General features: G+C 58.5%; 21 protein-coding genes and 1 pseudogene. 13 read left to right on the top strand and 9 right to left on the bottom strand.

The genetic code is table 11. The features are described from left to right. The first annotated feature begins 50 nt into the window (after positions 1-50). Complete coding sequence (gene bfr / locus ACYVB2_RS11665; RefSeq protein ID WP_382433124.1) at positions 51-527, top strand: bacterioferritin; 477 nt, start codon at positions 51-53, stop codon at positions 525-527. 14 nt (positions 528-541) lie between these two features. Here bfr and ACYVB2_RS11660 read toward each other — a convergent pair whose 3' ends face one another. Next, the gene (locus tag ACYVB2_RS11660) at positions 542-1,051 is read right to left on the bottom strand and encodes a hypothetical protein (RefSeq protein WP_382433122.1); all 510 of its coding nucleotides are present in this window, start codon (positions 1,049-1,051) and stop codon (positions 542-544) included. Between the two features lie 150 nt (positions 1,052-1,201). Here ACYVB2_RS11660 and ACYVB2_RS11655 point away from each other — a divergent pair, with 150 nt between their 5' ends. Further along, on the top strand, positions 1,202-1,843 hold the full coding sequence (locus tag ACYVB2_RS11655; protein WP_382433120.1) for a response regulator: 642 nt from the start codon (positions 1,202-1,204) through the stop codon (positions 1,841-1,843). Further along, positions 1,827-3,647, top strand: coding sequence for a hybrid sensor histidine kinase/response regulator (locus ACYVB2_RS11650; protein WP_382433118.1), 1,821 nt, complete (start codon positions 1,827-1,829; stop codon positions 3,645-3,647). Before ACYVB2_RS11655 ends, ACYVB2_RS11650 begins: the two co-directional genes overlap by 17 nt. Positions 3,648-3,654: 7 nt before the next feature. Here ACYVB2_RS11650 and ACYVB2_RS11645 read toward each other — a convergent pair whose 3' ends face one another. Continuing rightward, positions 3,655-4,047 (bottom strand): hypothetical protein, encoded by a 393-nt coding sequence (locus tag ACYVB2_RS11645; RefSeq protein WP_382433116.1) that lies wholly within the window; start codon positions 4,045-4,047, stop codon positions 3,655-3,657. Between the two features lie 146 nt (positions 4,048-4,193). On the opposite strand from ACYVB2_RS11645, the gene ACYVB2_RS11640 reads away from it, so the two are divergent. The 3 genes from ACYVB2_RS11640 to ACYVB2_RS11630 all read left to right on the top strand — a co-directional run bounded on the left by ACYVB2_RS11640 (position 4,194) and on the right by ACYVB2_RS11630 (position 5,699). Further along, the gene (locus ACYVB2_RS11640) at positions 4,194-4,337 is read left to right on the top strand and encodes a hypothetical protein (RefSeq protein WP_382433114.1); all 144 of its coding nucleotides are present in this window, start codon (positions 4,194-4,196) and stop codon (positions 4,335-4,337) included. Between the two features lie 84 nt (positions 4,338-4,421). Then, complete coding sequence (locus ACYVB2_RS11635) at positions 4,422-5,354, top strand: GGDEF domain-containing protein (RefSeq protein WP_382433113.1); 933 nt, start codon at positions 4,422-4,424, stop codon at positions 5,352-5,354. A 9-nt stretch (positions 5,355-5,363) separates the two neighbouring features. Then, on the top strand, positions 5,364-5,699 hold the full coding sequence (locus ACYVB2_RS11630; RefSeq protein WP_382433111.1) for a hypothetical protein: 336 nt from the start codon (positions 5,364-5,366) through the stop codon (positions 5,697-5,699). A 55-nt stretch (positions 5,700-5,754) separates the two neighbouring features. On the opposite strand, the gene clpB is transcribed toward ACYVB2_RS11630, so the two are convergent. From clpB to ACYVB2_RS11600, 6 genes are all read right to left on the bottom strand, one after another. Beyond that, a complete protein-coding gene (clpB, locus tag ACYVB2_RS11625; RefSeq protein WP_382433109.1) occupies positions 5,755-8,361 on the bottom strand; it encodes an ATP-dependent chaperone ClpB in 2,607 nt (868 codons plus the stop codon). Further along, positions 8,253-9,185: an RNA-guided endonuclease InsQ/TnpB family protein gene (locus ACYVB2_RS11620; protein ID WP_382433107.1), complete on the bottom strand. Its 933-nt coding sequence runs from the start codon at positions 9,183-9,185 to the stop codon at positions 8,253-8,255. The genes clpB and ACYVB2_RS11620 overlap by 109 nt, the downstream gene beginning before the upstream one ends. A gap of 133 nt (positions 9,186-9,318) precedes the next feature. Next, positions 9,319-9,831 carry a hypothetical protein gene (locus tag ACYVB2_RS11615; RefSeq protein WP_382433105.1) on the bottom strand — a complete coding sequence of 171 codons (513 nt, stop codon included), beginning with the start codon at positions 9,829-9,831 and terminating at the stop codon, positions 9,319-9,321. Between the two features lie 110 nt (positions 9,832-9,941). Further along, positions 9,942-11,645: a GGDEF domain-containing protein gene (locus ACYVB2_RS11610; protein ID WP_460536646.1), complete on the bottom strand. Its 1,704-nt coding sequence runs from the start codon at positions 11,643-11,645 to the stop codon at positions 9,942-9,944. Between the two features lie 117 nt (positions 11,646-11,762). Continuing rightward, entirely contained in the window at positions 11,763-13,688 is a 1,926-nt protein-coding gene (mnmC, locus tag ACYVB2_RS11605) for a bifunctional tRNA (5-methylaminomethyl-2-thiouridine)(34)-methyltransferase MnmC2/FAD-dependent 5-carboxymethylaminomethyl-2-thiouridine(34) oxidoreductase MnmC1 (RefSeq protein WP_382433101.1), read from the bottom strand. Further along, on the bottom strand, positions 13,689-13,961 hold the full coding sequence (locus tag ACYVB2_RS11600) for an oxidative damage protection protein (RefSeq protein ID WP_382433099.1): 273 nt from the start codon (positions 13,959-13,961) through the stop codon (positions 13,689-13,691). It lies immediately after the preceding gene. A 117-nt stretch (positions 13,962-14,078) separates the two neighbouring features. Between ACYVB2_RS11600 and ACYVB2_RS11595 the strand changes: the two genes are divergently transcribed. From ACYVB2_RS11595 to ACYVB2_RS11565, 7 genes are all read left to right on the top strand, one after another. After that, on the top strand, positions 14,079-15,092 hold the full coding sequence (locus ACYVB2_RS11595) for a sulfate ABC transporter substrate-binding protein (protein WP_382433097.1): 1,014 nt from the start codon (positions 14,079-14,081) through the stop codon (positions 15,090-15,092). A gap of 27 nt (positions 15,093-15,119) precedes the next feature. Then, positions 15,120-15,710 carry an NADPH-dependent FMN reductase gene (gene ssuE / locus ACYVB2_RS11590; protein WP_382433095.1) on the top strand — a complete coding sequence of 197 codons (591 nt, stop codon included), beginning with the start codon at positions 15,120-15,122 and terminating at the stop codon, positions 15,708-15,710. A 134-nt stretch (positions 15,711-15,844) separates the two neighbouring features. Next, positions 15,845-16,819, top strand: a complete 975-nt coding sequence (locus ACYVB2_RS11585) for a sulfonate ABC transporter substrate-binding protein (RefSeq protein WP_382433093.1) — start codon at positions 15,845-15,847, stop codon at positions 16,817-16,819. Positions 16,820-16,859: 40 nt separating this feature from the next. Then, positions 16,860-17,003, top strand: a complete 144-nt coding sequence (locus ACYVB2_RS11580) for a hypothetical protein (protein ID WP_382433091.1) — start codon at positions 16,860-16,862, stop codon at positions 17,001-17,003. A 15-nt stretch (positions 17,004-17,018) separates the two neighbouring features. Next, the gene (locus tag ACYVB2_RS11575) at positions 17,019-17,393 is read left to right on the top strand and encodes a VOC family protein (RefSeq protein ID WP_382433089.1); all 375 of its coding nucleotides are present in this window, start codon (positions 17,019-17,021) and stop codon (positions 17,391-17,393) included. Continuing rightward, positions 17,390-18,220, top strand: coding sequence for an aliphatic sulfonate ABC transporter permease SsuC (ssuC, locus tag ACYVB2_RS11570; RefSeq protein ID WP_382433087.1), 831 nt, complete (start codon positions 17,390-17,392; stop codon positions 18,218-18,220). The genes ACYVB2_RS11575 and ssuC overlap by 4 nt, the downstream gene beginning before the upstream one ends. Before the next feature lie 27 nt (positions 18,221-18,247). Continuing rightward, entirely contained in the window at positions 18,248-19,060 is an 813-nt protein-coding gene (locus tag ACYVB2_RS11565; RefSeq protein ID WP_382433085.1) for an ATP-binding cassette domain-containing protein, read from the top strand. Between the two features lie 26 nt (positions 19,061-19,086). Here ACYVB2_RS11565 and ACYVB2_RS11560 read toward each other — a convergent pair. Then, positions 19,087-19,209, bottom strand: a pseudogene (locus ACYVB2_RS11560) (electron transfer flavoprotein subunit alpha/FixB family protein); the annotation flags it as partial.

The raw sequence follows: 19,209 nt of genomic DNA, 5'->3' as shown, positions 1-19,209 counted from the left end.
CTGCGCGCAGGCAGCACAATATATATCTATCTCTCAACCAGGAGTCCACCATGAAGGGTGACACCCAGGCCATCGGCCATCTGCAAGCCCAGCTCAAAAACGAGCTGACCGCCATCAACCAGTATTTTCTGCATTACCGGATGCTCAAGCACTGGGGTTTTGACAAACTGGCCAAGAAGGAATACTCCGAATCCATCGGCGAGATGAAACATGCCGACTGGCTGATGGATCGCATCTTCATGCTCGATGGCCTGCCCAACCTGCAAGACCTGGGCAAACTGCAAGTAGGCGAGACCGTGCCAGAAATCCTGGCCTGCGATCTGCGTCTGGAGCAAGCTGCACAAGCCACCATCAAAGAGGGTATGGCCCACTGCGAGAGCGTGCGCGACTACGTGTCACGCGATCTGCTGCAAAAGATCTTGGATGACACCGAGGAACATATCGACTTTCTGGAAACCCAGCTCGAACTGGTGGACAAGGTAGGTCTGCAAAACTACCTGCAATCCCAAATGGGCACGCCCGAATAAGGGTTGCGGCCGGTTTATCCGGCGGCTGCACGGGCAGCCGCCAGTGCCCGCTTGTTGCGCATGCGTGGCACATACACCGATTGGGGGGCACCGTTGATGGCCGACAGCCCCAGCACCAACGTGACGGTGGGTGCTTCAGGCCGCTCATCCGTGGGTGGATAGGGCCGGTAAATACCATTACCTCCCCCCACAAATGGCACCGGATGGAAGACCAAGCGCACCGTGCCACGCTGCCCCCCAAAGGGCAATACGCGCAAACGTGCATTGAGTGCCAACACCAAGCCCATAGGGCCGTCGCGGTGGAGCAAATCGGTGCGCACTGCCTGCCAAGGCTTGGCCTCGTCCAGCGAATACTGCCAAACGCCTATTTGAGAGTCCAACCGCTCAATCACCACCCCCGCCAGCACGGGTGTGTCGGTGCAATGCATAGCCACAATGTCTTCTACACTGTTGCCACCCAAGGCGCTGGGCTGTGCAGTGGCCCCGTGGGAGCGAAAAGCGTGGATATTGATGGGAGAGGTCATGGCAGTATCCTTCAGAAGGCGGCCATCACGTCCAAGACGGTGATAGCACGATTCAATCAGCAAGCTACAGTCTAAAAACAGCACAAGCACTCGTCCATCGCACAAAAGGACTAGATGCAGTAGTGTTTTTATGCGCAATACTCTGCCTCCATGCCTGCCACCCTGTTGCTGGTCGATGACCACACCCTGTTTCGTACCGGTCTGCGCCTGATCGTGCAAGACCACCCCGGCGTAGGCACCATTGCCGAGGCAGGCTCCATTGCCCAAGCTTGCGCACTGGGTTTGCCTCTGTTGGAACTGGTGCTGCTAGACATTCAGTTGCCGGGCATGAGTGGCCTGGACGGGCTGCACCTGCTGCGCCAGAGCTACCCCGTTGCCCGCATTGTGTTGGTCTCGGCCAGCATGGCCCCTGATGCCGTGCGCGAGGCCCGCCTGCGCGGAGCCGATGGCTTTTTGCCCAAGTCTGCGAGTGCCGAAGATATCCTGCACGCCATCACGTTGGCCCTGGCCGGGCAGCCTTGTTTTCCGCCAGAGAGCAACACACCCGCCGTGGCCTGCTTTGGCACCCCAGCACCCAGCCTCACCTCGCGCCAACTGGATGTGTTGTCGCTGCTGTGTAACGGCAAACCCAACAAAGTGATTGCCCGCGATTTAGGCCTGAGTGAAAACACGGTGCGGGTGCATGTGGCCGCCATCTTCAGTCAATTGGGCGTCAACAGCCGCAGCGCCGCACTGCTACAGGCCCAGCGCCTGGGTCTGGTCAGTGCTCCCACGCATGACAGTAGCTACTGAAGCAAAGCCCGCACCGACGTCCTGGCTGGAGCGTTGGCGCAGTTCAGCCACCGGCCAAGACCGTGACGAGGTAGTGGCCGAACAGGTGGTGCTACTGCGGCGCAGCTTCCCCATGACGCTGTGGGCCTCGCTGCTGACCTCGTTGGGCACCGTGTGGGTGATGTCGTTGGTGGCCCCGTTGCAAGCCATGCTGTGGTGGATGGCCTCGCATGTGCTGGTGGTGGCCAGTGTGTATCTGTATTTACGTCCCCTGCCACGTTCACGCCAGCACCCTGGCGCAGATGTCTGGCGGCTGGTGGTCTGTATGGCTGCTATGGGCCTGACCTGGGGCAGTCTGGGCATCACCGTGTGGTATCTGAGTGGCAGTACCGAAGGGGTGGTGTATGCCATAGGCATTTTGAGCACCGTGTCGTCGGGGGCGCTGGGGCTGGGGGCGCCACTGCTGCGGGCCTATATCGTTTATCTGAGTTGTGCCGTTGGTGGCATCTTGCTGGCCTTGGTGCTGGCCGAAGGCCCGGTTACGCTGCCTGCCACTGTGTTGGTGGCCGTTTATTACGGGCTGACCTGTCTGCACGCACGCAATCTGGGCCAAGCCGCCCGCGACAGCATTGAGATCAAGTTTGACAACGAGCGACTGGTCATGCAGTTGCGCGCCCAAACCCAGCGGGCGCTGGAAGCCCAAGAGGCCGCCGAACACGCCAACCAAGACAAATCGCGTTTTCTGGCTGCCGCCAGCCACGACCTGCGCCAGCCCCTGCATGCCATGGGCTTGTTTCTGGAAACCCTGCGCCGCAGCCCACTCAATGACCACCAATCTCTGGTGCTGGGTCACGCACGCACGGCCTCCAGGGCTGCCGCCGAAATGCTCACCACACTGCTGGATTACTCACGCCTGGAAGCCGGGGTGGTGAAAGCCCACCGGGCACCGTTTTCTGTGCAGGCGCTGCTGTCGGCACTGGAGCAAGAGTTTGGCGGGCAGGCCGATGCGGCATCACTGGTATACCGCACCCGCGAAACCTCTGCGGCTGCGCTGGCAGACCGGGCCTTGGTCGATCTGGTGATGCGCAACCTGATCTCTAATGCCCTGCGCTACACCCCCAAAGGGGGCGTACTGATCGCCTGCCGCCAACGCCGGATGCGCTTGGCTCTGGAGGTATGGGATACCGGAGTGGGTATTCCCAAAGAGCAAATCGGAGAGATTTTTCGCGAGTTCCACCAGTTGGGCAACCCCGAGCGCGACCGACGCAAAGGGCTAGGGCTAGGGCTGGCTATCGTCAAACGATTGGTGGCTGAGATGGGCACACAGGTGGAGGTGTTCTCCTGTGTGGGCCGAGGCTCGGTGTTTAGGCTGTGGCTCGATGCTTGGCATGGCCCCTTGCTGATGGATGAACATGCCGACAGCGGCGACCAGACCCGGCGGCTGGTGGGGCTGCGGGTATTGGCAATTGACGATGATGAGGCCGTGTGCCTAGGCATGCAATCGCTGTTCCAAAGCTGGGGCTGCCTCTGCACCACAGCCCCTTCTGCCCATGCAGTGCTGGAGAGCCCCGCCGCCTTGCGCCGCCCCCCCGAGCTCATCATCACCGACTACCGTTTGCGCCAAGGCGAAACCGGCAAGGACGTGCTGGAACAATTGCGCAACCATTGGGGCCAGCCCGTGCCGGCCATCATCATGACGGGCGATACCTCACCACAACGCCTGCGCGATGCCCAGTCCACTGCGGCACTGTTGCTGCACAAACCCGTTTCTAGCGACCAACTCATTGCCGCTATGGTGCAACTGCTGCCCACCCCAGAACGCTGATGCCCGATCAAGACCGGCGGTGCGGCTCACGGGGCTGAACGTCGGTCACGTCAGCATCTGCCTGACCAGGCAAGGCCCGCGGAAACTGGCTCTCGGGCCATTCACCGGGCGTCTCGCGCACCTCGGTCACATCCGTGACATCACCGCCCTTGTGCCCTGGAGCAGCGGCCCCACGGGCCTGACCGCGCTGGTACACCGTGCGCCAGCCCGCACGCGGGTCTAAGGGCATAACCCAAGGTGCCACAGGACGCCCCGTCAGACGCGCCCACAAGGCCCGCAATGCCCATACCAGGGCCAGCACCAACCCCAAAGCCATCACGCCCAAGAACACCACCACGCCCACCAGCAACAAGATGGCCCGGAGAGCCCAGCGGATCAGCCCCGCAATGAAATCAGCCACAACAACTTCCTACGGGATCAGCCCGCTTCTGGGTGGTATGACCCACCATGTTGACCCCATCCGAGCGGCAAGCCTCGGGGTTCAACCCAAGGTTGGAGCGAGCAAGCCGGTACGGCCTGTGGTGTTGGGGTGCAGCAGCATAACCTATGATGGTCGGCATGGGCGCCAGCACCCAAGCCCCTCGGTTGCGCCTCAAAGACACGCAGGCCACCGTGCTGCATCCAATGGCGCATGAGGCTCGTCAGGTGGCAGCCTTTGCACGGCACGCCCCCATATCTCTCTGGCTATAACCAGCCAAAACGCACTGCGGGGGTCAGCCAATTGGGTGAGATAGGATGGGTGCTGTCTGTTCTTCTGGCACCCAGTGATCCGTCATGCAACATTTAGCAGCCCTGCACACCTCTGTTTTCCATTCACTGGAGGAGCAGATCGCGGTGATTGATCTGACGGGAAAAATTCTGGCCGTCAATCTTGCCTGGCAAGAATTTGGCATCCACAATGGGTTCTCACCCGAACATGTCTGGACGGGCTGCAACTACCTAGATACTCTGTCCCACTCGGCCTCGGCTGGCGACCGCCTCGCCCATGAAGCGTTGCAAGGCATTTTGGACGTGTTTTCTGGCAAACGCACAGTGGTCTACTTGGAATATCCCTGCCACAGCCCAGACGTGCAACGCTGGTTCACCATGCGCGTGGCCCCTTTGCATGGCGATGACTCGCGCACACTGTTTCTGATCTCGCACCACAACATCACCCAACGCAAGCTGGCCGAGGAGCAAGTCCGCCTGCTGGCCTTACAAGACCCGCTGACCCAATTGGCCAACCGCCGGGCCTTTGAGCAATTTCTGCACCGTGAAATACGCCACAGCACCCGCCATCAGCATCCTATTAGCCTGATGTTGGTCGATGTGGACTACTTCAAACACTACAACGACGCATTAGGACATGCAGCCGGAGATCAGTGCCTGAGCGATATTGGTCGGGTACTACAAAACCATGCTCGCAGACCAAGCGATCTTGCCGCACGCATTGGTGGCGATGAATTTGCGCTGATTCTAGGAAACACCCATCCAGCCATCGCCCACCAGATCGCCACATCGATCTTGAAGGCCATCCACGATCTCCAGTTGGTCTTTGGCCCATCGGAACAGGTCACTGTGAGCATTGGTCTGACCTCTGTGGTGCCACAGGCACTACAAAATGCGGATGCTCTGTTTCGGCAAGCAGACAATGCTCTGTACCAAGCCAAATCGGCAGGCCGCAACCGGGTAGAGCAGGCACTGCCCACCCCCCACGAACCGCACTGACTACGCCCCATGTTCCCCATACGGCTGCGCCGTTTGTTGATCGTCCTTGCCTGCTATAGCCTCTCAGGCTATGGCATTTTGGCCACCCTTTTGCTCGTGGTCGAGGGCATTCGGCATCCCGAGCCCAGCAGTGTGCTGACACTTATTCTTGTGTACGCATGGGCAGCACATCTGGTCTTGAGTATTTCTTGGATACGCGGCAAAGCCCCCCATCGGTTCTGGCCCCTCAGTGGCACGATGGCGGGCATTTGCTCACTCGGCATGCTCCCGGTGGGGTTGCCGTTTGTGCTGCCATCGGTGCTGCTGGCGGTGTATTTGGTGCGACAACATTACCAACAAAGCTGAATTGCCAAACCACCGCCCCCAGCTGCCGAGGTGCCAGCCATGCCCAGCCCGCGGCCTATGCCGCCGCCCCCCCACTGAAGTGGAAGACCCCCGGCTCGCGCACTGGGTCTACATCCACCGCAATGGTGCTCTTGGGCGAAAAGCGCCCTTCCAGCAACAATTTGGACAGTGGGTTCTCAATGCGCTGCTGAATGGCCCGCTTCAAAGGCCGCGCACCAAACACGGGGTCAAAACCCACTTTAGCCAATTCGGCCAACGCAGCCTCCGACACCTGCAAATGCAGCTCCATCTGCGCCAGCCGGTGTTGTAGCAGTTGCAACTGGATGCGGGCAATGGCGGCAATATGCTGGGCATCCAAGCCGTGAAAGACCACGGTTTCGTCAATGCGGTTGAGAAACTCTGGCCGGAAGTGGTTTTTCAACTCGCCCCAGACGGCGTCTTTGATGTCCTGTGTATCCTGACCCACCATGGCTTGAATCAGCGGCGAGCCGATATTGCTGGTCATGACGATCACCGTATTCTTAAAGTCCACGGTGCGGCCCTGACCATCGGTCAGGCGGCCATCGTCCAGCACTTGCAGCAGCACGTTAAAGACATCGGGGTGCGCTTTTTCTACCTCATCGAGCAGCAGCACGCTGTAGGGCTTGCGGCGCACGGCTTCGGTCAGGTAGCCGCCCTCTTCGTAACCCACATAGCCGGGGGGGGCGCCAATCAGGCGGGCCACTGAGTGCTTTTCCATGAATTCACTCATGTCAATGCGCACCAGATGTTCTTCACTGTCAAACAGGAAGCCCGCCAAAGCCTTGCACAGCTCGGTTTTGCCCACACCCGTGGGGCCAAGGAACAAAAAGGAGCCGGTAGGGCGGTTGGGGTCGGACAAGCCCGAACGCGAGCGGCGGATGGCGTTGGCCACGGCAGCAATAGCCTCGTTTTGCCCCACCACACGCTGGTGCAGCTTGGTCTCCATCTGCAAGAGCTTGTCTTTTTCGCCTTGCATCATCTTGGCCACCGGAATGCCGGTAGCACGGCTGACGACTTCGGCAATTTCTTCGGAACCCACTTGGGTGCGCAACAGGCGCGGCGCGGCGTGGTGGCCGTCTTTGCTGGATTCTTTGGCTTGGGCCTCGTTGAGCTTGCGCTCCAACTCGGGCAACTTGCCATATTGCAACTCAGCCACCTTGTTGAAATCGCCTTTGCGTTTGAGCTCTTCGATTTGTAATTTCACCTGCTCAATTTCTTCGCGCAACTGGCCCGAACCCAAGGCTTGGGCCTTTTCGGTTCTCCAAATGTCATCCAGATCGGCAATTTCTTTTTGCAGGTTCTCAATTTCCTCTTGGATCAACTCTAGGCGCTTGAGCGAGGCTTCGTCCTTTTCCTTTTTCACTGCTTCGCGCTCAATTTGCAACTGGATCAAGCGGCGATCGAGTTTGTCCATGACCTCGGGCTTGGAGTCCATCTCGATTTTGATTTTGGAGGCGGCCTCGTCGATCAAATCAATGGCTTTGTCGGGCAAGAAGCGGTCGGTGATATAGCGGTGGCTCAACTCGGCAGCCGCAACGATGGCCGGGTCGGTGATATCGACGTTATGGTGCTTTTCATAGCGTTCTTTCAGGCCGCGCAAAATGGCAATGGTGGCCTCCACCGTTGGCTCGCCCACCAAGATTTTTTGGAAGCGCCGCTCTAAGGCCGCATCTTTTTCGATGTATTTGCGGTATTCGTCCAGCGTAGTGGCCCCCACACAGTGCAACTCGCCCCGTGCCAAGGCGGGTTTGAGCATATTGCCCGCATCCATCGCCCCTTCGGCCTTGCCAGCTCCCACCATAGTGTGCAGTTCGTCGATAAAGACGATGGTTTGGCCTTCGTCTTGGGCCAGCTCTTTCAGTACGGTTTTCAGGCGTTCTTCAAACTCGCCGCGAAACTTAGCCCCGGCCAGCAAGGCGGCCATGTCCAAACTGAGCACCCGCTTGCCCTTGAGCGATTCGGGCACTTCACCGGCCACAATGCGCTGCGCCAGCCCTTCAACAATCGCCGTCTTGCCCACACCCGGCTCACCAATAAGCACCGGGTTGTTTTTGGTACGCCGTTGCAGCACTTGGATGGCGCGGCGGATTTCGTCATCGCGGCCAATCACGGGGTCGAGTTTGCCTGCGCGAGCGCGTTCGGTCAGGTCGATGCAGTATTTTTTCAGGGCTTCGCGCTGGCCTTCGCCTTCGGCGCTGTCCATTTTTTGGCCGCCACGTACCGTCTGGATCGCAGCCTCCAGACTTTTGCGCGTCAGGCCGTTGTCTTTGGCAATGCGCCCCCCCTCACCTTTGCTATCGGTGAGGGCCAGCAAAAACAATTCGCTGGCGATGAAGTTGTCATCGCGCTTGATGGCTTCTTTCTCAGTGGCTTGCAAGACCCGGCCCAACTCTGGGCTGGGTTGCACCTGTTCTTGGCCCTGTACCTGCGGCAGGCGCTTGACGGCGGCCTCGGCATCTTTGAGCAAGCCGGGCACATTGGCTCCGGCACGCTCCAGCAGGGCGCGGGGGCCGTCTTCTTGGCGCAGCAAGGCTACCAGTAGGTGGGTGGGTTCGATATAAGCATTGTCATGGCCCAAGGCCAGCGATTGGGCGTCGGCCAGAGCTTCCTGAAACTTGGTGGTGAGTTTGTCGATGCGCATGGGGTGTTCCTCCGAATGACGGGCAGTTGGGGCAGGAATACGCTGTTTTCAAGACACTTCCAGCGCAATGTAACGTCTTCCAGAAGCAATAGACATGCCTCGCTACCGCTATGGGCATTGACATCCTCTCCGGGATAAACCCTGGAGATTCCTACTGCTAGACGGCGATGCCCCGCCGCGAGAATGTTGCGTGCTGCATTCACATCGCGGTCGTGTTCCGCCCCGCAATCGCTGCACTTCCACTCTCTTATTCGCAAACCCGCCCTACCTTTCGGACTGCTGGCGGGTATGCTCCCGCAGCACGAGCAAGTTTGGGTTGAATACGCTTCGTTCACTTCCATAAAGACGATACCGGCCTGATGGCTCTTGTATTCCAACATCTTCTTTAGCGTGGCCCAGCCCGCATCCAGTGTGGACTTGGCCATTTTTGTTTTGACCAGCTTTGCGCTGGCTACGTCGCCCACGAAGATGGCGGCGTTTTCTCGCACCATCGTGGTGCTGAATTTGTGCAGCGCATCTTTGCGCTGATTGGCAATTTTTGCGTGGATGGCTTTGACCCGGTGCTTTTTATGCGCCCGCTGTGCTTTAGCCAGTTCCAATTCATGCTGGCGATACCAGCGGCCATGCTCTTTTTTTTCGTTCGACGCCGTGGCGCAGTCTTTCAGGCCCAAGTCAATACCCACACTGGCCGTTGCCGTTGCCACTGTAGGCTTGGCTTGCGCCTTGACTACGATATTGAGATGCCAACGCCCCCGGTGGTCTTGGCTAAAACTGCCAGAACGTAGCTCGTAGTCTGCCAAGCCGTAACTATCCCAAAGGCTCAATTTCTGTCCGGCAAAGGCGACTTGCCCTGCCTTGTACTGCAAGGCCCGTGCTTTGAAAGGAATCTAGCCCAAGCTCGACCTCAGGCTAAACCACGAGACTTCCCGCGCACTGGGTGAAGAGACTGCATACCCATCAGCGAAAAACACCAGATTTCTCTATTACCCGACGGGTAACAGCATCGATTTTTACTGATATGGAGTTGATGCAATAGTCACCACAACGATCTCCGTACCATGTAAAAATCTCATAGGATTCACTGGGGCAATCAGGGCCGCCACCACAAAAATTACTATCCCAAACACTATGGACGGGTGTTTCATACTGACACCCCATGATCTGATTAACCTCATCCAGACCCATGCCCATTTGAATTTGATCTAACTTTTGTGGTGTCACAGGAATCGCTGCATTGCTTGCACTGCCACATATCGGAAAATCAGACGGTGCCTGACTAATAATACCAACATCCAGCACTTCTACAGCCAATATGCGCACCTTTGGGAAGTTGTAACGCACACCACCCAGCTCCATACTCGGAATGGTGAGTGTATTTTGCTGCACATTATAGCCGGTACGGCCCGCATGGGTTTGTCCAGCCCATAGCAGAGCCAATAATACTATAGCCATAGAGGGGCGAATCATCATCTTGCTGCCTATGCAATAAATGCCTTATTTTTGATAGTAAGCCACCCGACTCTACTATGGTGAAATCAACACAAGCTGTTACACTGAAGATCAATTGACACACAAACCATTCAAAAAACAACGGACGGACAATAATTGTTTCGCCCCCTGGCTTTGGCAGCGTACAACGCCTGATCACCTTGGTGCAATAAGGTGTCCACGGTTTCACCGGGCTGCTGCAAATGGCCCCCAATGCTGGCCGTCAGTGGCACCGGCTGGCCTGCACCATCAACCACTGTGGCACACGCAGCCACTTCGGCGCATAGGCGCTGGCCCAGCGCGTTTAGTGTGGCCTGATCGGCATGGGGTAAAAGCACCAGAAACTCATCGCCCCCCCAGCGCGAAACAGCATCTTCGGGGCCAACGCAGCGTTGGATCAACACTGCCACGGTTCGCAATGCCAAGTCCCCTGTAGCATGACCACGTGCATCATTGATTTCTTTGAAGTAGTCTACATCGAGCCACAAAATGCCAGGGCGGCGCACATGGAGGGTGCTGGACTGTAGCCGTGCCTCCAACTGCTCCAACATGCCACGGCGGTTGAGCAAGCCGGTCAGGGGGTCAATTTTGGTGAGCTGCTCCAGCGCCGCTGTACGCTCTTGCACTTTGTTTTCTAGATCGTGACGGGCATCCGCCACCGCCTGTTGCATTTGCACAAAATGCTGGATCAACTGCCCAATCTCGCCACCGCCGTGTGACAGCAGGGGTGCCGTCACGGCCTGCCCTGCCTGCACTGCCGACATGCCTTGCCCCAATCGTGCCAAAGGCGTGACAACATAATAGCGCAGGGCCATATTAAACATCAGCAACAAACCGATCATGGTCAGCCCATAAACCAGCAGCAAACCCTTAAATTGGCTCAGGGGCAGCAACACATCCAAATCGAGCAGGGTAATTTCATACCAGTCAATTTCGGGCAGGTAGGCCACCCCGGCCAAATGCCGCTTGCCATGCACCTGCACAAACAAGGTGGCAACCTTTTGTGTGCCAGTCTCTAGGGATTTCATGGCGGCCAGCATGGCGGTGTAGTCTTGCTCTTGCTCGAACAACAGGTGCAAGGTCTTTTGTTCGGCACCACTTTTACTAACACTACCAAAATCAATCAATTGTTGGTTGCGGTGAATCTGTATTGCTCCACCATGATCAACAAACAAGCTGGTCACGCCTGCTACATTTTCTTCTACCACGTCATGGATAAAGGTGGTCAAATCCAGTCCAGTGCCTGCAATACCCAAAATATCATTGCCATCGCGAATCAATACATCAATCCACAGCTTGGTAATACCCAAGGCCGGATCAGGATTGACATTGATATGCATATCACGCTGCTGGCGGATAAGGTCAAAAAACCAAGCATCTTTGGGGTCTTTGGGATTGAGCTGATAGCGCAATTCACGCCCCGCAAACTCATTGGCCGCATTGTTATGAAAATACTGCCGCGTTTTGTACAGGCCCACAAAATAACTTTTGTCCTGAAAGTTTTTCCGAAAACTCTCAAGCTCTGCCATCGCCCGCTGTTGGGCGTGGCTGTCTTGCGGCTGCCGAGCCCAATCACGCACATCCTGCGATGCTGCCAACTGACGCGACAACGCCACCTCGCGCAAAATGGGTTGCAAGGTGCGGCTGGTGTCGTACAGCACCTGCTTTTCGGCATAGCGCACCGCCCATTGCTCCACAATGCCCTCGGCAATAGAGCGCACAACCCACCACGATGGCGCTGCCAACATGACAAAAAACAAGACCGTCAGCAGCAAAAAGCGCGGCTGAAGATTCATTGCAGCAAAAGGCAAGGGCATGGCATCAAAGGAGCGCAACGCATGGTGGCAGGCACATGCGGCAAATACATGGAAGCGCCCACTATAGCCACCGGCACAGGCTATCTGCGCATATTTTTAAAACCGCTCTGCCGCCAAGGCTTGTGCCAGCTTGGCCTCTAATGGCAAGGGCTCGCCGTGCCATCGTGCCGCCAATACTTCGGCACACAGCAGCGCCAGCGTCAGGCCACGCGCACCCATCGCAGTGCAGGCCCACAAACCGGGCAGAGCAGCACTGTCCAATGGCCCCACGATGGGCAGCCGATCGGGGGCAGCGCAGCGCACGGCAGCCCAGCTTTGCACCGCAGGCACAGGCGGTAACGCCAGCGGCGGCTCAACCCCAGCCTCCCATGCTGGTGCCAATGCCTGCTCTAACGCAGGCAACACACCCGGCAGCAACCCCGACAAACGTTGGCGATTGGCCGCATGGGCTTGCACACGCTCGGCAGGGGTGGGAGGCAGGGTGTGGATGCCACGCTCAAAGGTAGAACCTAAATACCAAGCCCGACCACCATCGTCCAACGGAATATGGGTGACCAAATTGCCCTCGCCATTCACCGGAAACGGTGGCAAAGCTGCATCCAATGCTGCATCTTGCACCCCCCAAGAGATCTGGCCGCGCAAGGCTTGCAAAGGTAAATGCTCCCCTGACAAGGCACGGCTGGCAAAACCTGCCGCCAGCACCACCCTGGGAGCCTGTGCCAACACTTGGGCTTGGGCATCCAAGGCCTGCCACTGAATGCGGCCCTCAAGCTCCACACCATGCAGGCGGGCCACTGTGGCACCACCACGCCATGCAATACCCGGCTGTGCCAACAACGCCGATACCAGACGGGCCGGACGAATCCAGCCAGCCTTGGCATGCCAGCAGGCTGTAGCATCTGGCGGCAACCCGGCAGCACGCAGCAAGTCGGCGGCAGCAGCCTGGCTCCAATCGATACCGGGGCCATCATGCCACTGGGGGGGCAAACCCAGCCGCCCCTCCACCCGATGCTCTAGCACCCCATTGGGCTGCCAGTCCACCCCAGCCTGCAACAGGTTTTGGGCTTGGCCTAGCAGCACCCGAATGCCACTGCGCGATAACCGTGAGATCACACTGTCATCGGGCGAGATATGCGGACAAAACAAACCCGCTGGTAAACCAGAGGCTCCAGCAGCGGGAGCCTCGGCACCATCGAGCACCTGCACCTGCCAACCACGCCGTGCCAAGCTAGAAGCCACGGCAGCCCCGGCCAAGCCACCACCAATCACCAAACAATGCGCAGGGGCTTCGACGGTGGGTTGCGCTGGGCGGGCCTTGCGTGGCTCCCAGCGCGGATCAAAGGTGGCCTGCACGTTATGGCGTTTGGGCGGTATGCCGGGCACTTTGGCCACGGTAAAGCCGCATTGCGTGAGGGCATCGCGCACCGAGCGAGCCACCGTCCAAGTCGCCAGCCGGGTGCCACGGCGGCAGCAACGGGCAATGGCCTTGAGGGTTTGTAGGCTCCACAACTCTGGGTTGCAGGCAGGGCTAAAGCCATCCAAATAGACCGCATCCACTGTCCACTCTGGTGCGCGCAGCAATGTTGGGGCATCGCCAATGCACAGTGTGAGCAACACGCGCCCACCATCAAAGGCCAAGCGATGCACCCCCGGCAGCAAACCCCAGTATTGGGCTGCCAAGGCTTGCGCCAGTTCAGCCAGTTCTGGGTGGGTACGGGCCACACGCAGCAAGTCATCTGCGGCTACCGGCCATGCTTCTAACGAGACAAAATGCAGCAACGTGGGGCGCTGCGGGTCGGCACGCCAAGCGGCCCAAGTGACAAGAAAGTTGAGACCAAAACCAAAGCCGGTCTCCAAAATACGCCACTGGGCTTGGCCCGCCCACTCCTCGGGCAGGCCACAGCCTTGCAAAAACACCCCACGCGCCTGCGCCAAACCCATCCCCTGTTCGCTGTGGTAGCGGTCACCAAAGCGCGGGCTGTAGGGCGTGCCGTCGTCTAGCCAGTCGATGCGTTCAGCCATTCAGGCGCTGGGGGGCACGTAGCCTTGCACGGCATCGGCACCGCCGCCAAAAAAGTGCTGCTCCATCTGCCGGGCCAAATACTGGCGCGCACGGGCATCGGCCAAGTTCAGGCGGTTTTCATTGACCAGCATGGTCTGGTGCTTGAGCCAAGCGGCCCAGGCCTCTTTGCTGACGTTTTCCCACAAACGCTTGCCCAACTCACCAGGGTAAGGAGGAAAGTCCAGACCTTCTGCTTCCTTGCCGAGCTTAACGCATTGAACCATTCTTGCCATATCAAATTGCTTCTTTAGATGTTTAAGTAATTAAAAACTGAAAACTCAGTCGTTCCAGTTTGGAGGCGTGGCTTTCAGAATCCAGCCATTGCATTTCAGACCCCAGAAAGATTCGCCATGAGCCTTCGTCGCCACTTTATCAAGATTCCTTTGGTCGCTGCGGTGTTGACCCTGAGCGCCACAGCGGCTCTCGCCCAAGGCGTGACGCTGCTGAACGTGTCGTACGACCCCACCCGTGAGTTATATGTGGAGTTCAACCAAGCGTTTGCCAAGCACTGGAAGGCCCAAGGCGGGCAGGATGTGAGCATCCAACAATCGCATGGGGGCTCGGGCAAGCAAGCCCGTGCGGTGATTGATGGCCTCAATGCCGACATGGCCACTCTGGCCTTGGCCGGTGATACCGATGCACTGCATACCAACGGCAAGTTGATTCCGAAAGACTGGCAAAAACGCTTGCCGCACAACGCCTCACCCTATGCCTCGACCATTGTGCTGGTGGTGCGCAAGGGCAACCCCAAGGCCATCAAAGATTGGGATGATCTGGTCAAACCCGGCGTGAGCGTAATTACCCCCAACCCCAAAACCTCGGGCGGGGCGCGTTGGAACTATCTGGCAGCGTGGGAATTTGCCAAGCGCAAGTACGGTGGCGATGCCAAGGCCAAAGAATTTGTGCAAAAGCTCTACGCCAATGTGCCCGTGCTCGATACCGGGGCGCGAGGCTCATCGATCACTTTCTCGCAGCGCAACCAAGGCGACGCTTTTATTTCTTGGGAAAACGAAGCCTATCTGCTGAAAAAAGAGTTTGGCGACAAGATTGAGATTGTGGTGCCCAGCATCAGCATTTTGGCCGAGCCTGCCGTGACGGTGGTGGACAAAAACGTGGACAAAAAAGGCACCCGCGCCGTGGCCGAAGCCTACCTGAAGTACCTGTACAGCGAAGAAGGCCAAGACATTGCGGGCAAACATTTTTACCGCCCAGCGGTGTCGGACAAAGCCAAGACCAAGTATGCCGCGCAGTTTCCCAAGCTCAACTTGTTCACTATTGACGATGCCTTTGGTGGCTGGGAAAAAGCGGCCAAAGAGCATTTTGCCGATGGCGGCAGCTTTGACCAAATTTATGCCCGCAAGTAAGCCAGCCCCTACAGAAAAGAGTTGATCATGTCTGTTTTGTTGATTGCTGGCAGCCCCACAGAACGCTCGCGCTCGGCGGCCTTGCTGGATGCAGTGGCACTGCGCCTGTCGGTGCAAGGCATCCGCAGCGAGCGTATCCAGGTGCGCGATTTGGCCCCCGAGGCACTGGTGCGGGCGGATTTTAGTCACCCAGCGGTGGTAGCAACGGCAGCACAGGTAGAGCGGGCCAACGTGATTGTGGTGGCAACCCCGGTTTACAAAGCTGCCTACAGTGGCGTGCTCAAGGCTTTTTTGGACTTGCTGCCGCAAACGGCACTCAAGGGCAAGACGGTCTTGCCTTTGGCTACCGGGGGCAGTCCACACCACATGTTGGCATTGGACTATGCGCTGCGCCCTGTGTTGCAGTCTTTGGGAGCCAAGCACATTCTGCCGGGCATTTATGCCACCGACGCCCAAGTCACGCTCACACCAGAGGGTGCCTACACCGTTCACCCCGACATCGGCTCCCGGCTCGACGATGCCACCCACATTCTGCTGAGTGAGACCTTGCGCCCAGCCAGTTTGGCCGCTGGAGCGTTTGAGGCGGTGAGTTTCTCTCAGGTGCGCTGTAGCGTTTAACGCCCTGTTCCATACCGGCAGGCCCGCACGGCCTTGCTGTTTTGCCTGTGATTGCATTTTTGCCCCGATGCCGGGGCCGGGCACCGCTTTGTCTGCGCCCTTGTCTATTGATTGCTCAAGAAAGAAAAACCGTCATGACCGATTTCACTGCTCTGTCACGCCGCCGCTTGTTGACTTCTGGCGTTGTGGGTCTGGCCGCCACATTGGGCGCCACTGGCACCGCCCTGGCCCAATCGAGTGGCACAAGCCGCGTGCTGCGCATCGGCTATCAGAAGGGTTGGCTCTCCATCCTCAAGGGCCGGGGCACCTTGGAAAAGCGCCTCGCCCCGCTGGGTGTGGGGGTGAACTGGACGGAGTTCACCGCCGGGCCCGTGCAACTGGAGGCACTCAATGTCGGCTCTATTGACTTTGGAGACGTGGGCGAAGCGCCACCGATTTTTGCCCAGGCTGCCGGTGCCCCACTGGTATATGCCAGCACCACCGTACCCCGCCCACACAACGAGGCAGTGCTGGTGCCCAAAGGCTCTGGTCTGCAAAAGGTGCCTGACCTCAAGGGCAAGAAAATTGCCCTGAACAAGGGCTCCAATGTGCATTATTTTTTGGTCAAGCTGCTGGAGAAGCATGGCTTGAAATATGCCGACGTGCAGGTGGTGTTTTTGCCCCCCGCCGATGCCCGTGCCGCCTTTGAGCGTGGCTCGGTCGACGCTTGGGTGATTTGGGACCCGTTCCTGTCATCGGCCATCAAAACCCTCGAAGCGCGTGTGTTGGCCGATGCCGCTGGGGTAGCCAACAACCGAGCCTACTACTTCACATCGCGCGACTTTGCGACCAAAAACATCGATGTGTTGAAGATTGCCATTGAAGAAGTAAAAGCCATTGACGCTTGGGCGGCCAAAAACAAGGCCGAAGCCGCACAAGAACTCTCCAAAGTGCTGGGGTTGGAACGCTCCATTGTGGAGCTGTATGTCAACAACCTGCGCTATGGCAGCCTGCCAGTCACACCAGACATTCTGGCGGAACAGCAAGCCATTGCCGACACCTTCTTTGAGTTGAAGTTGATTCCCCGAAAACTCAATCTACGCCACGCTGCGCCCATTGACCTGCGCTAATAAGCGCAGCCTTTGCCCTGCCTCTTTTTAGGAGCACGCCATGCCCACCCCCATGCCTTTTCCTTTGCACCAACGCTTGCAGCGTTTGCTGTGCGTCACAGCCACTGCCTGGGGGCTGAATACGCAACGCCCTTGCCGTGCGCTGGCACGCGCTCCTCGGGGCGGGTTTGCCATCTCCTACTAAAAGGAACACCCCTTTATGGCTATCCATTCGATCAACCATGTGCAGCTGACCTTTCCTGCAGGGGCAGAAGGTCAGATTCGCAACTTTTACAGTGATTTGCTCGGGCTGCCCGAGTTGCACTACCCCACAAGCAAGGCATTGCGTTTTGCCGCAGGCCCACAGCGCATCGAGCTGGTGCCCACCGAACGCGGGCCAGCCACCAGCACCGCCGCGCATCTGGCGCTGGAAGTCAACAACCTGCCCGAACTGCGCAGCCGCTTGCTGCAAGCCGAGCTGGCCTTGGTAGAAAACCGCGCCTTGCCCGGCTATCTGCGCTTTTACGTGAAAGACCCAGCAGGCAACCAGCTGGAGTTTTTAGAACCCGACACCGAACAGGAGTACGCCGCATGACACAGGCTGTGGAGCAATTACGGGCGCACCACGCGCCCCATCTGGCCAATGCCAGCGCCCCGTGGGCCGCTCTGTGGCAGCGCCTGCTGCCTTGGGCCGTACCCGTGGGCTTGATCGTGCTGTGGCAAATCGCCTCGGCCTTGGGTTGGCTCTCCACCCGCGTCTTGCCTGCCCCCGTAGATGTGCTGCGCGCCGCTTGGAGTTTGACGCTCTCGGGCGAGTTGTGGACACACGTCAAGGTGAGTGCAGGCCGCGCTTTGGCCGGGCTGGCCGTGGGCGGTGGCTTGGGGCTGCTGCTGGGGCTGCTGACTGGCTCGGTGCGCATGGCCGAGACTTTGCTGGACTCCACCATCCAGATGGTGCGCAACATCCCGGCGCTGGCGCTGATTCCACTGGTGATTTTGTGGTTTGGCATTGATGAGACCGCCAAGCTGTTTTTGATCAGCGTCTCGGTGTTTTTTCCGATTTACCTCAATACTTTTCATGGCATTCGCAATGTAGATGCGGGCCTGATTGAGATGGGCCGTACCTATGGCCTGGGTCGTTGGGAGCTGTACCGCCAGATCATCTTGCCCGGTGCGATGTCGTCCATTTTGGTGGGGCTGCGCTTTTCACTGGGGCTGATGTGGGTGATCTTGATTGTGGCGGAGACCATTTCGGCCCAAGCCGGCATTGGCTACCTGACGATGAATGCCCGCGAGTTCTTGCAAACCGACATCGTCTTGGTGGGCATCTTGCTTTATGCCTTGCTGGGCAAACTGGCCGACGTGTTTGCCAAAAGCCTAGAACGCTATTGGTTGCGCTGGCACCCCGGCTACCAACACTGACATGACCCATCGGCATTGGATTTTATTGTGAGCACCCCATCTTTTTCCTCCCCCCGCACAGGCGGCGTACACCTGCACATCAGCGGCTTGAGCAAACGCTACGGCCAGCGCACCGTGCTCCACCATGCCCATCTGGACATAGAGCCAGGCCAGTTTGTAGCGATTGTGGGGCGCAGTGGCTGCGGCAAGAGTACGCTGCTGCGCCTAGTGGCAGGGCTAGAGCAAGCCAGCGGCGGCCAAATCACCGTGGACGGCCAGCCCCTGAACGGTTTGTCCAACGACACCCGCATCATGTTCCAAGATTCGCGCCTGTTGCCCTGGAAGCGGGTACAAGCCAATGTCGCCTTGGGCCTGCCTCCAGAACAACACGATGCTGCTGCGCAAGTGCTGGAACGTGTGGGTTTGGGAGAACGCCTCAACGAATGGCCCGCACGCCTGTCCGGCGGGCAACGCCAGCGCGTTGCACTGGCCCGTGCGCTGGTACACCAGCCGCGCTTGCTGCTATTGGACGAGCCGCTAGGAGCACTCGACGCCCTGACCCGTATCGAAATGCACCGCCTGATCGAAGGCTTATGGCGCAGCAGCGGGTTTACGGCACTGCTGGTGACGCACGATGTGCAAGAGGCCGTGGCCTTGGCCGACCGGGTCATCCTGATCGAAGACGGCCAAATTGCGCTGGATCAGGCCATTGACCTGCCCCGGCCACGCTCCCACGGTGATGCCCGTTTTGCGGCGCTCGAAAAACGCATCCTTGATCGGGTGCTGCAAAAGCCAGATCAGCCCCACCACGAACCGCTGTGGCCGGGCATCCCGGCCCACGGCTTGCGCTGGGCGGTCTAAAACTGGCGTGAATTTTTGGTTATGGCTCAGAGTGCCTGAGCCAGCTCCGGCACGGCCTGGAACAAATCCGCCTCCAACCCATAGTCCGCCACGCTAAAAATCGGCGCCTCCGGGTCTTTGTTGATCGCCACAATCACCTTGCTGTCCTT

This window comes from Giesbergeria giesbergeri (genome assembly GCF_054779375.1).
Note: the sequence above shows the minus strand (reverse complement) of the source record. Positions and strands in the feature narration are given on the sequence as shown.

Bases quoted from the DNA above. Each gene is read 5' to 3' on its own strand.
- mnmC (WP_382433101.1), bottom strand. From the start codon at position 13,688: ATGGCTGAACGCATCGACTGGCTAGACGACGGCACGCCCTACAGCCCG.
- ACYVB2_RS11595 (WP_382433097.1), top strand. From the start codon at position 14,079: ATGAGCCTTCGTCGCCACTTTATCAAGATTCCTTTGGTCGCTGCGGTG.
- ACYVB2_RS11615 (WP_382433105.1), bottom strand. From the start codon at position 9,831: ATGATGATTCGCCCCTCTATGGCTATAGTATTATTGGCTCTGCTATGG.
- ACYVB2_RS11580 (WP_382433091.1), top strand. From the start codon at position 16,860: ATGCCCACCCCCATGCCTTTTCCTTTGCACCAACGCTTGCAGCGTTTG.
- ACYVB2_RS11635 (WP_382433113.1), top strand. From the start codon at position 4,422: ATGCAACATTTAGCAGCCCTGCACACCTCTGTTTTCCATTCACTGGAG.
- ACYVB2_RS11600 (WP_382433099.1), bottom strand. From the start codon at position 13,961: ATGGCAAGAATGGTTCAATGCGTTAAGCTCGGCAAGGAAGCAGAAGGT.
- ssuE (WP_382433095.1), top strand. From the start codon at position 15,120: ATGTCTGTTTTGTTGATTGCTGGCAGCCCCACAGAACGCTCGCGCTCG.
- clpB (WP_382433109.1), bottom strand. From the start codon at position 8,361: ATGCGCATCGACAAACTCACCACCAAGTTTCAGGAAGCTCTGGCCGAC.
- ACYVB2_RS11640 (WP_382433114.1), top strand. From the start codon at position 4,194: ATGATGGTCGGCATGGGCGCCAGCACCCAAGCCCCTCGGTTGCGCCTC.
- ACYVB2_RS11585 (WP_382433093.1), top strand. From the start codon at position 15,845: ATGACCGATTTCACTGCTCTGTCACGCCGCCGCTTGTTGACTTCTGGC.
- ACYVB2_RS11650 (WP_382433118.1), top strand. From the start codon at position 1,827: ATGACAGTAGCTACTGAAGCAAAGCCCGCACCGACGTCCTGGCTGGAG.
- ACYVB2_RS11660 (WP_382433122.1), bottom strand. From the start codon at position 1,051: ATGACCTCTCCCATCAATATCCACGCTTTTCGCTCCCACGGGGCCACT.
- ACYVB2_RS11630 (WP_382433111.1), top strand. From the start codon at position 5,364: ATGTTCCCCATACGGCTGCGCCGTTTGTTGATCGTCCTTGCCTGCTAT.
- ACYVB2_RS11655 (WP_382433120.1), top strand. From the start codon at position 1,202: ATGCCTGCCACCCTGTTGCTGGTCGATGACCACACCCTGTTTCGTACC.
- ssuC (WP_382433087.1), top strand. From the start codon at position 17,390: ATGACACAGGCTGTGGAGCAATTACGGGCGCACCACGCGCCCCATCTG.
- bfr (WP_382433124.1), top strand. From the start codon at position 51: ATGAAGGGTGACACCCAGGCCATCGGCCATCTGCAAGCCCAGCTCAAA.
- ACYVB2_RS11575 (WP_382433089.1), top strand. From the start codon at position 17,019: ATGGCTATCCATTCGATCAACCATGTGCAGCTGACCTTTCCTGCAGGG.
- ACYVB2_RS11610 (WP_460536646.1), bottom strand. From the start codon at position 11,645: ATGAATCTTCAGCCGCGCTTTTTGCTGCTGACGGTCTTGTTTTTTGTC.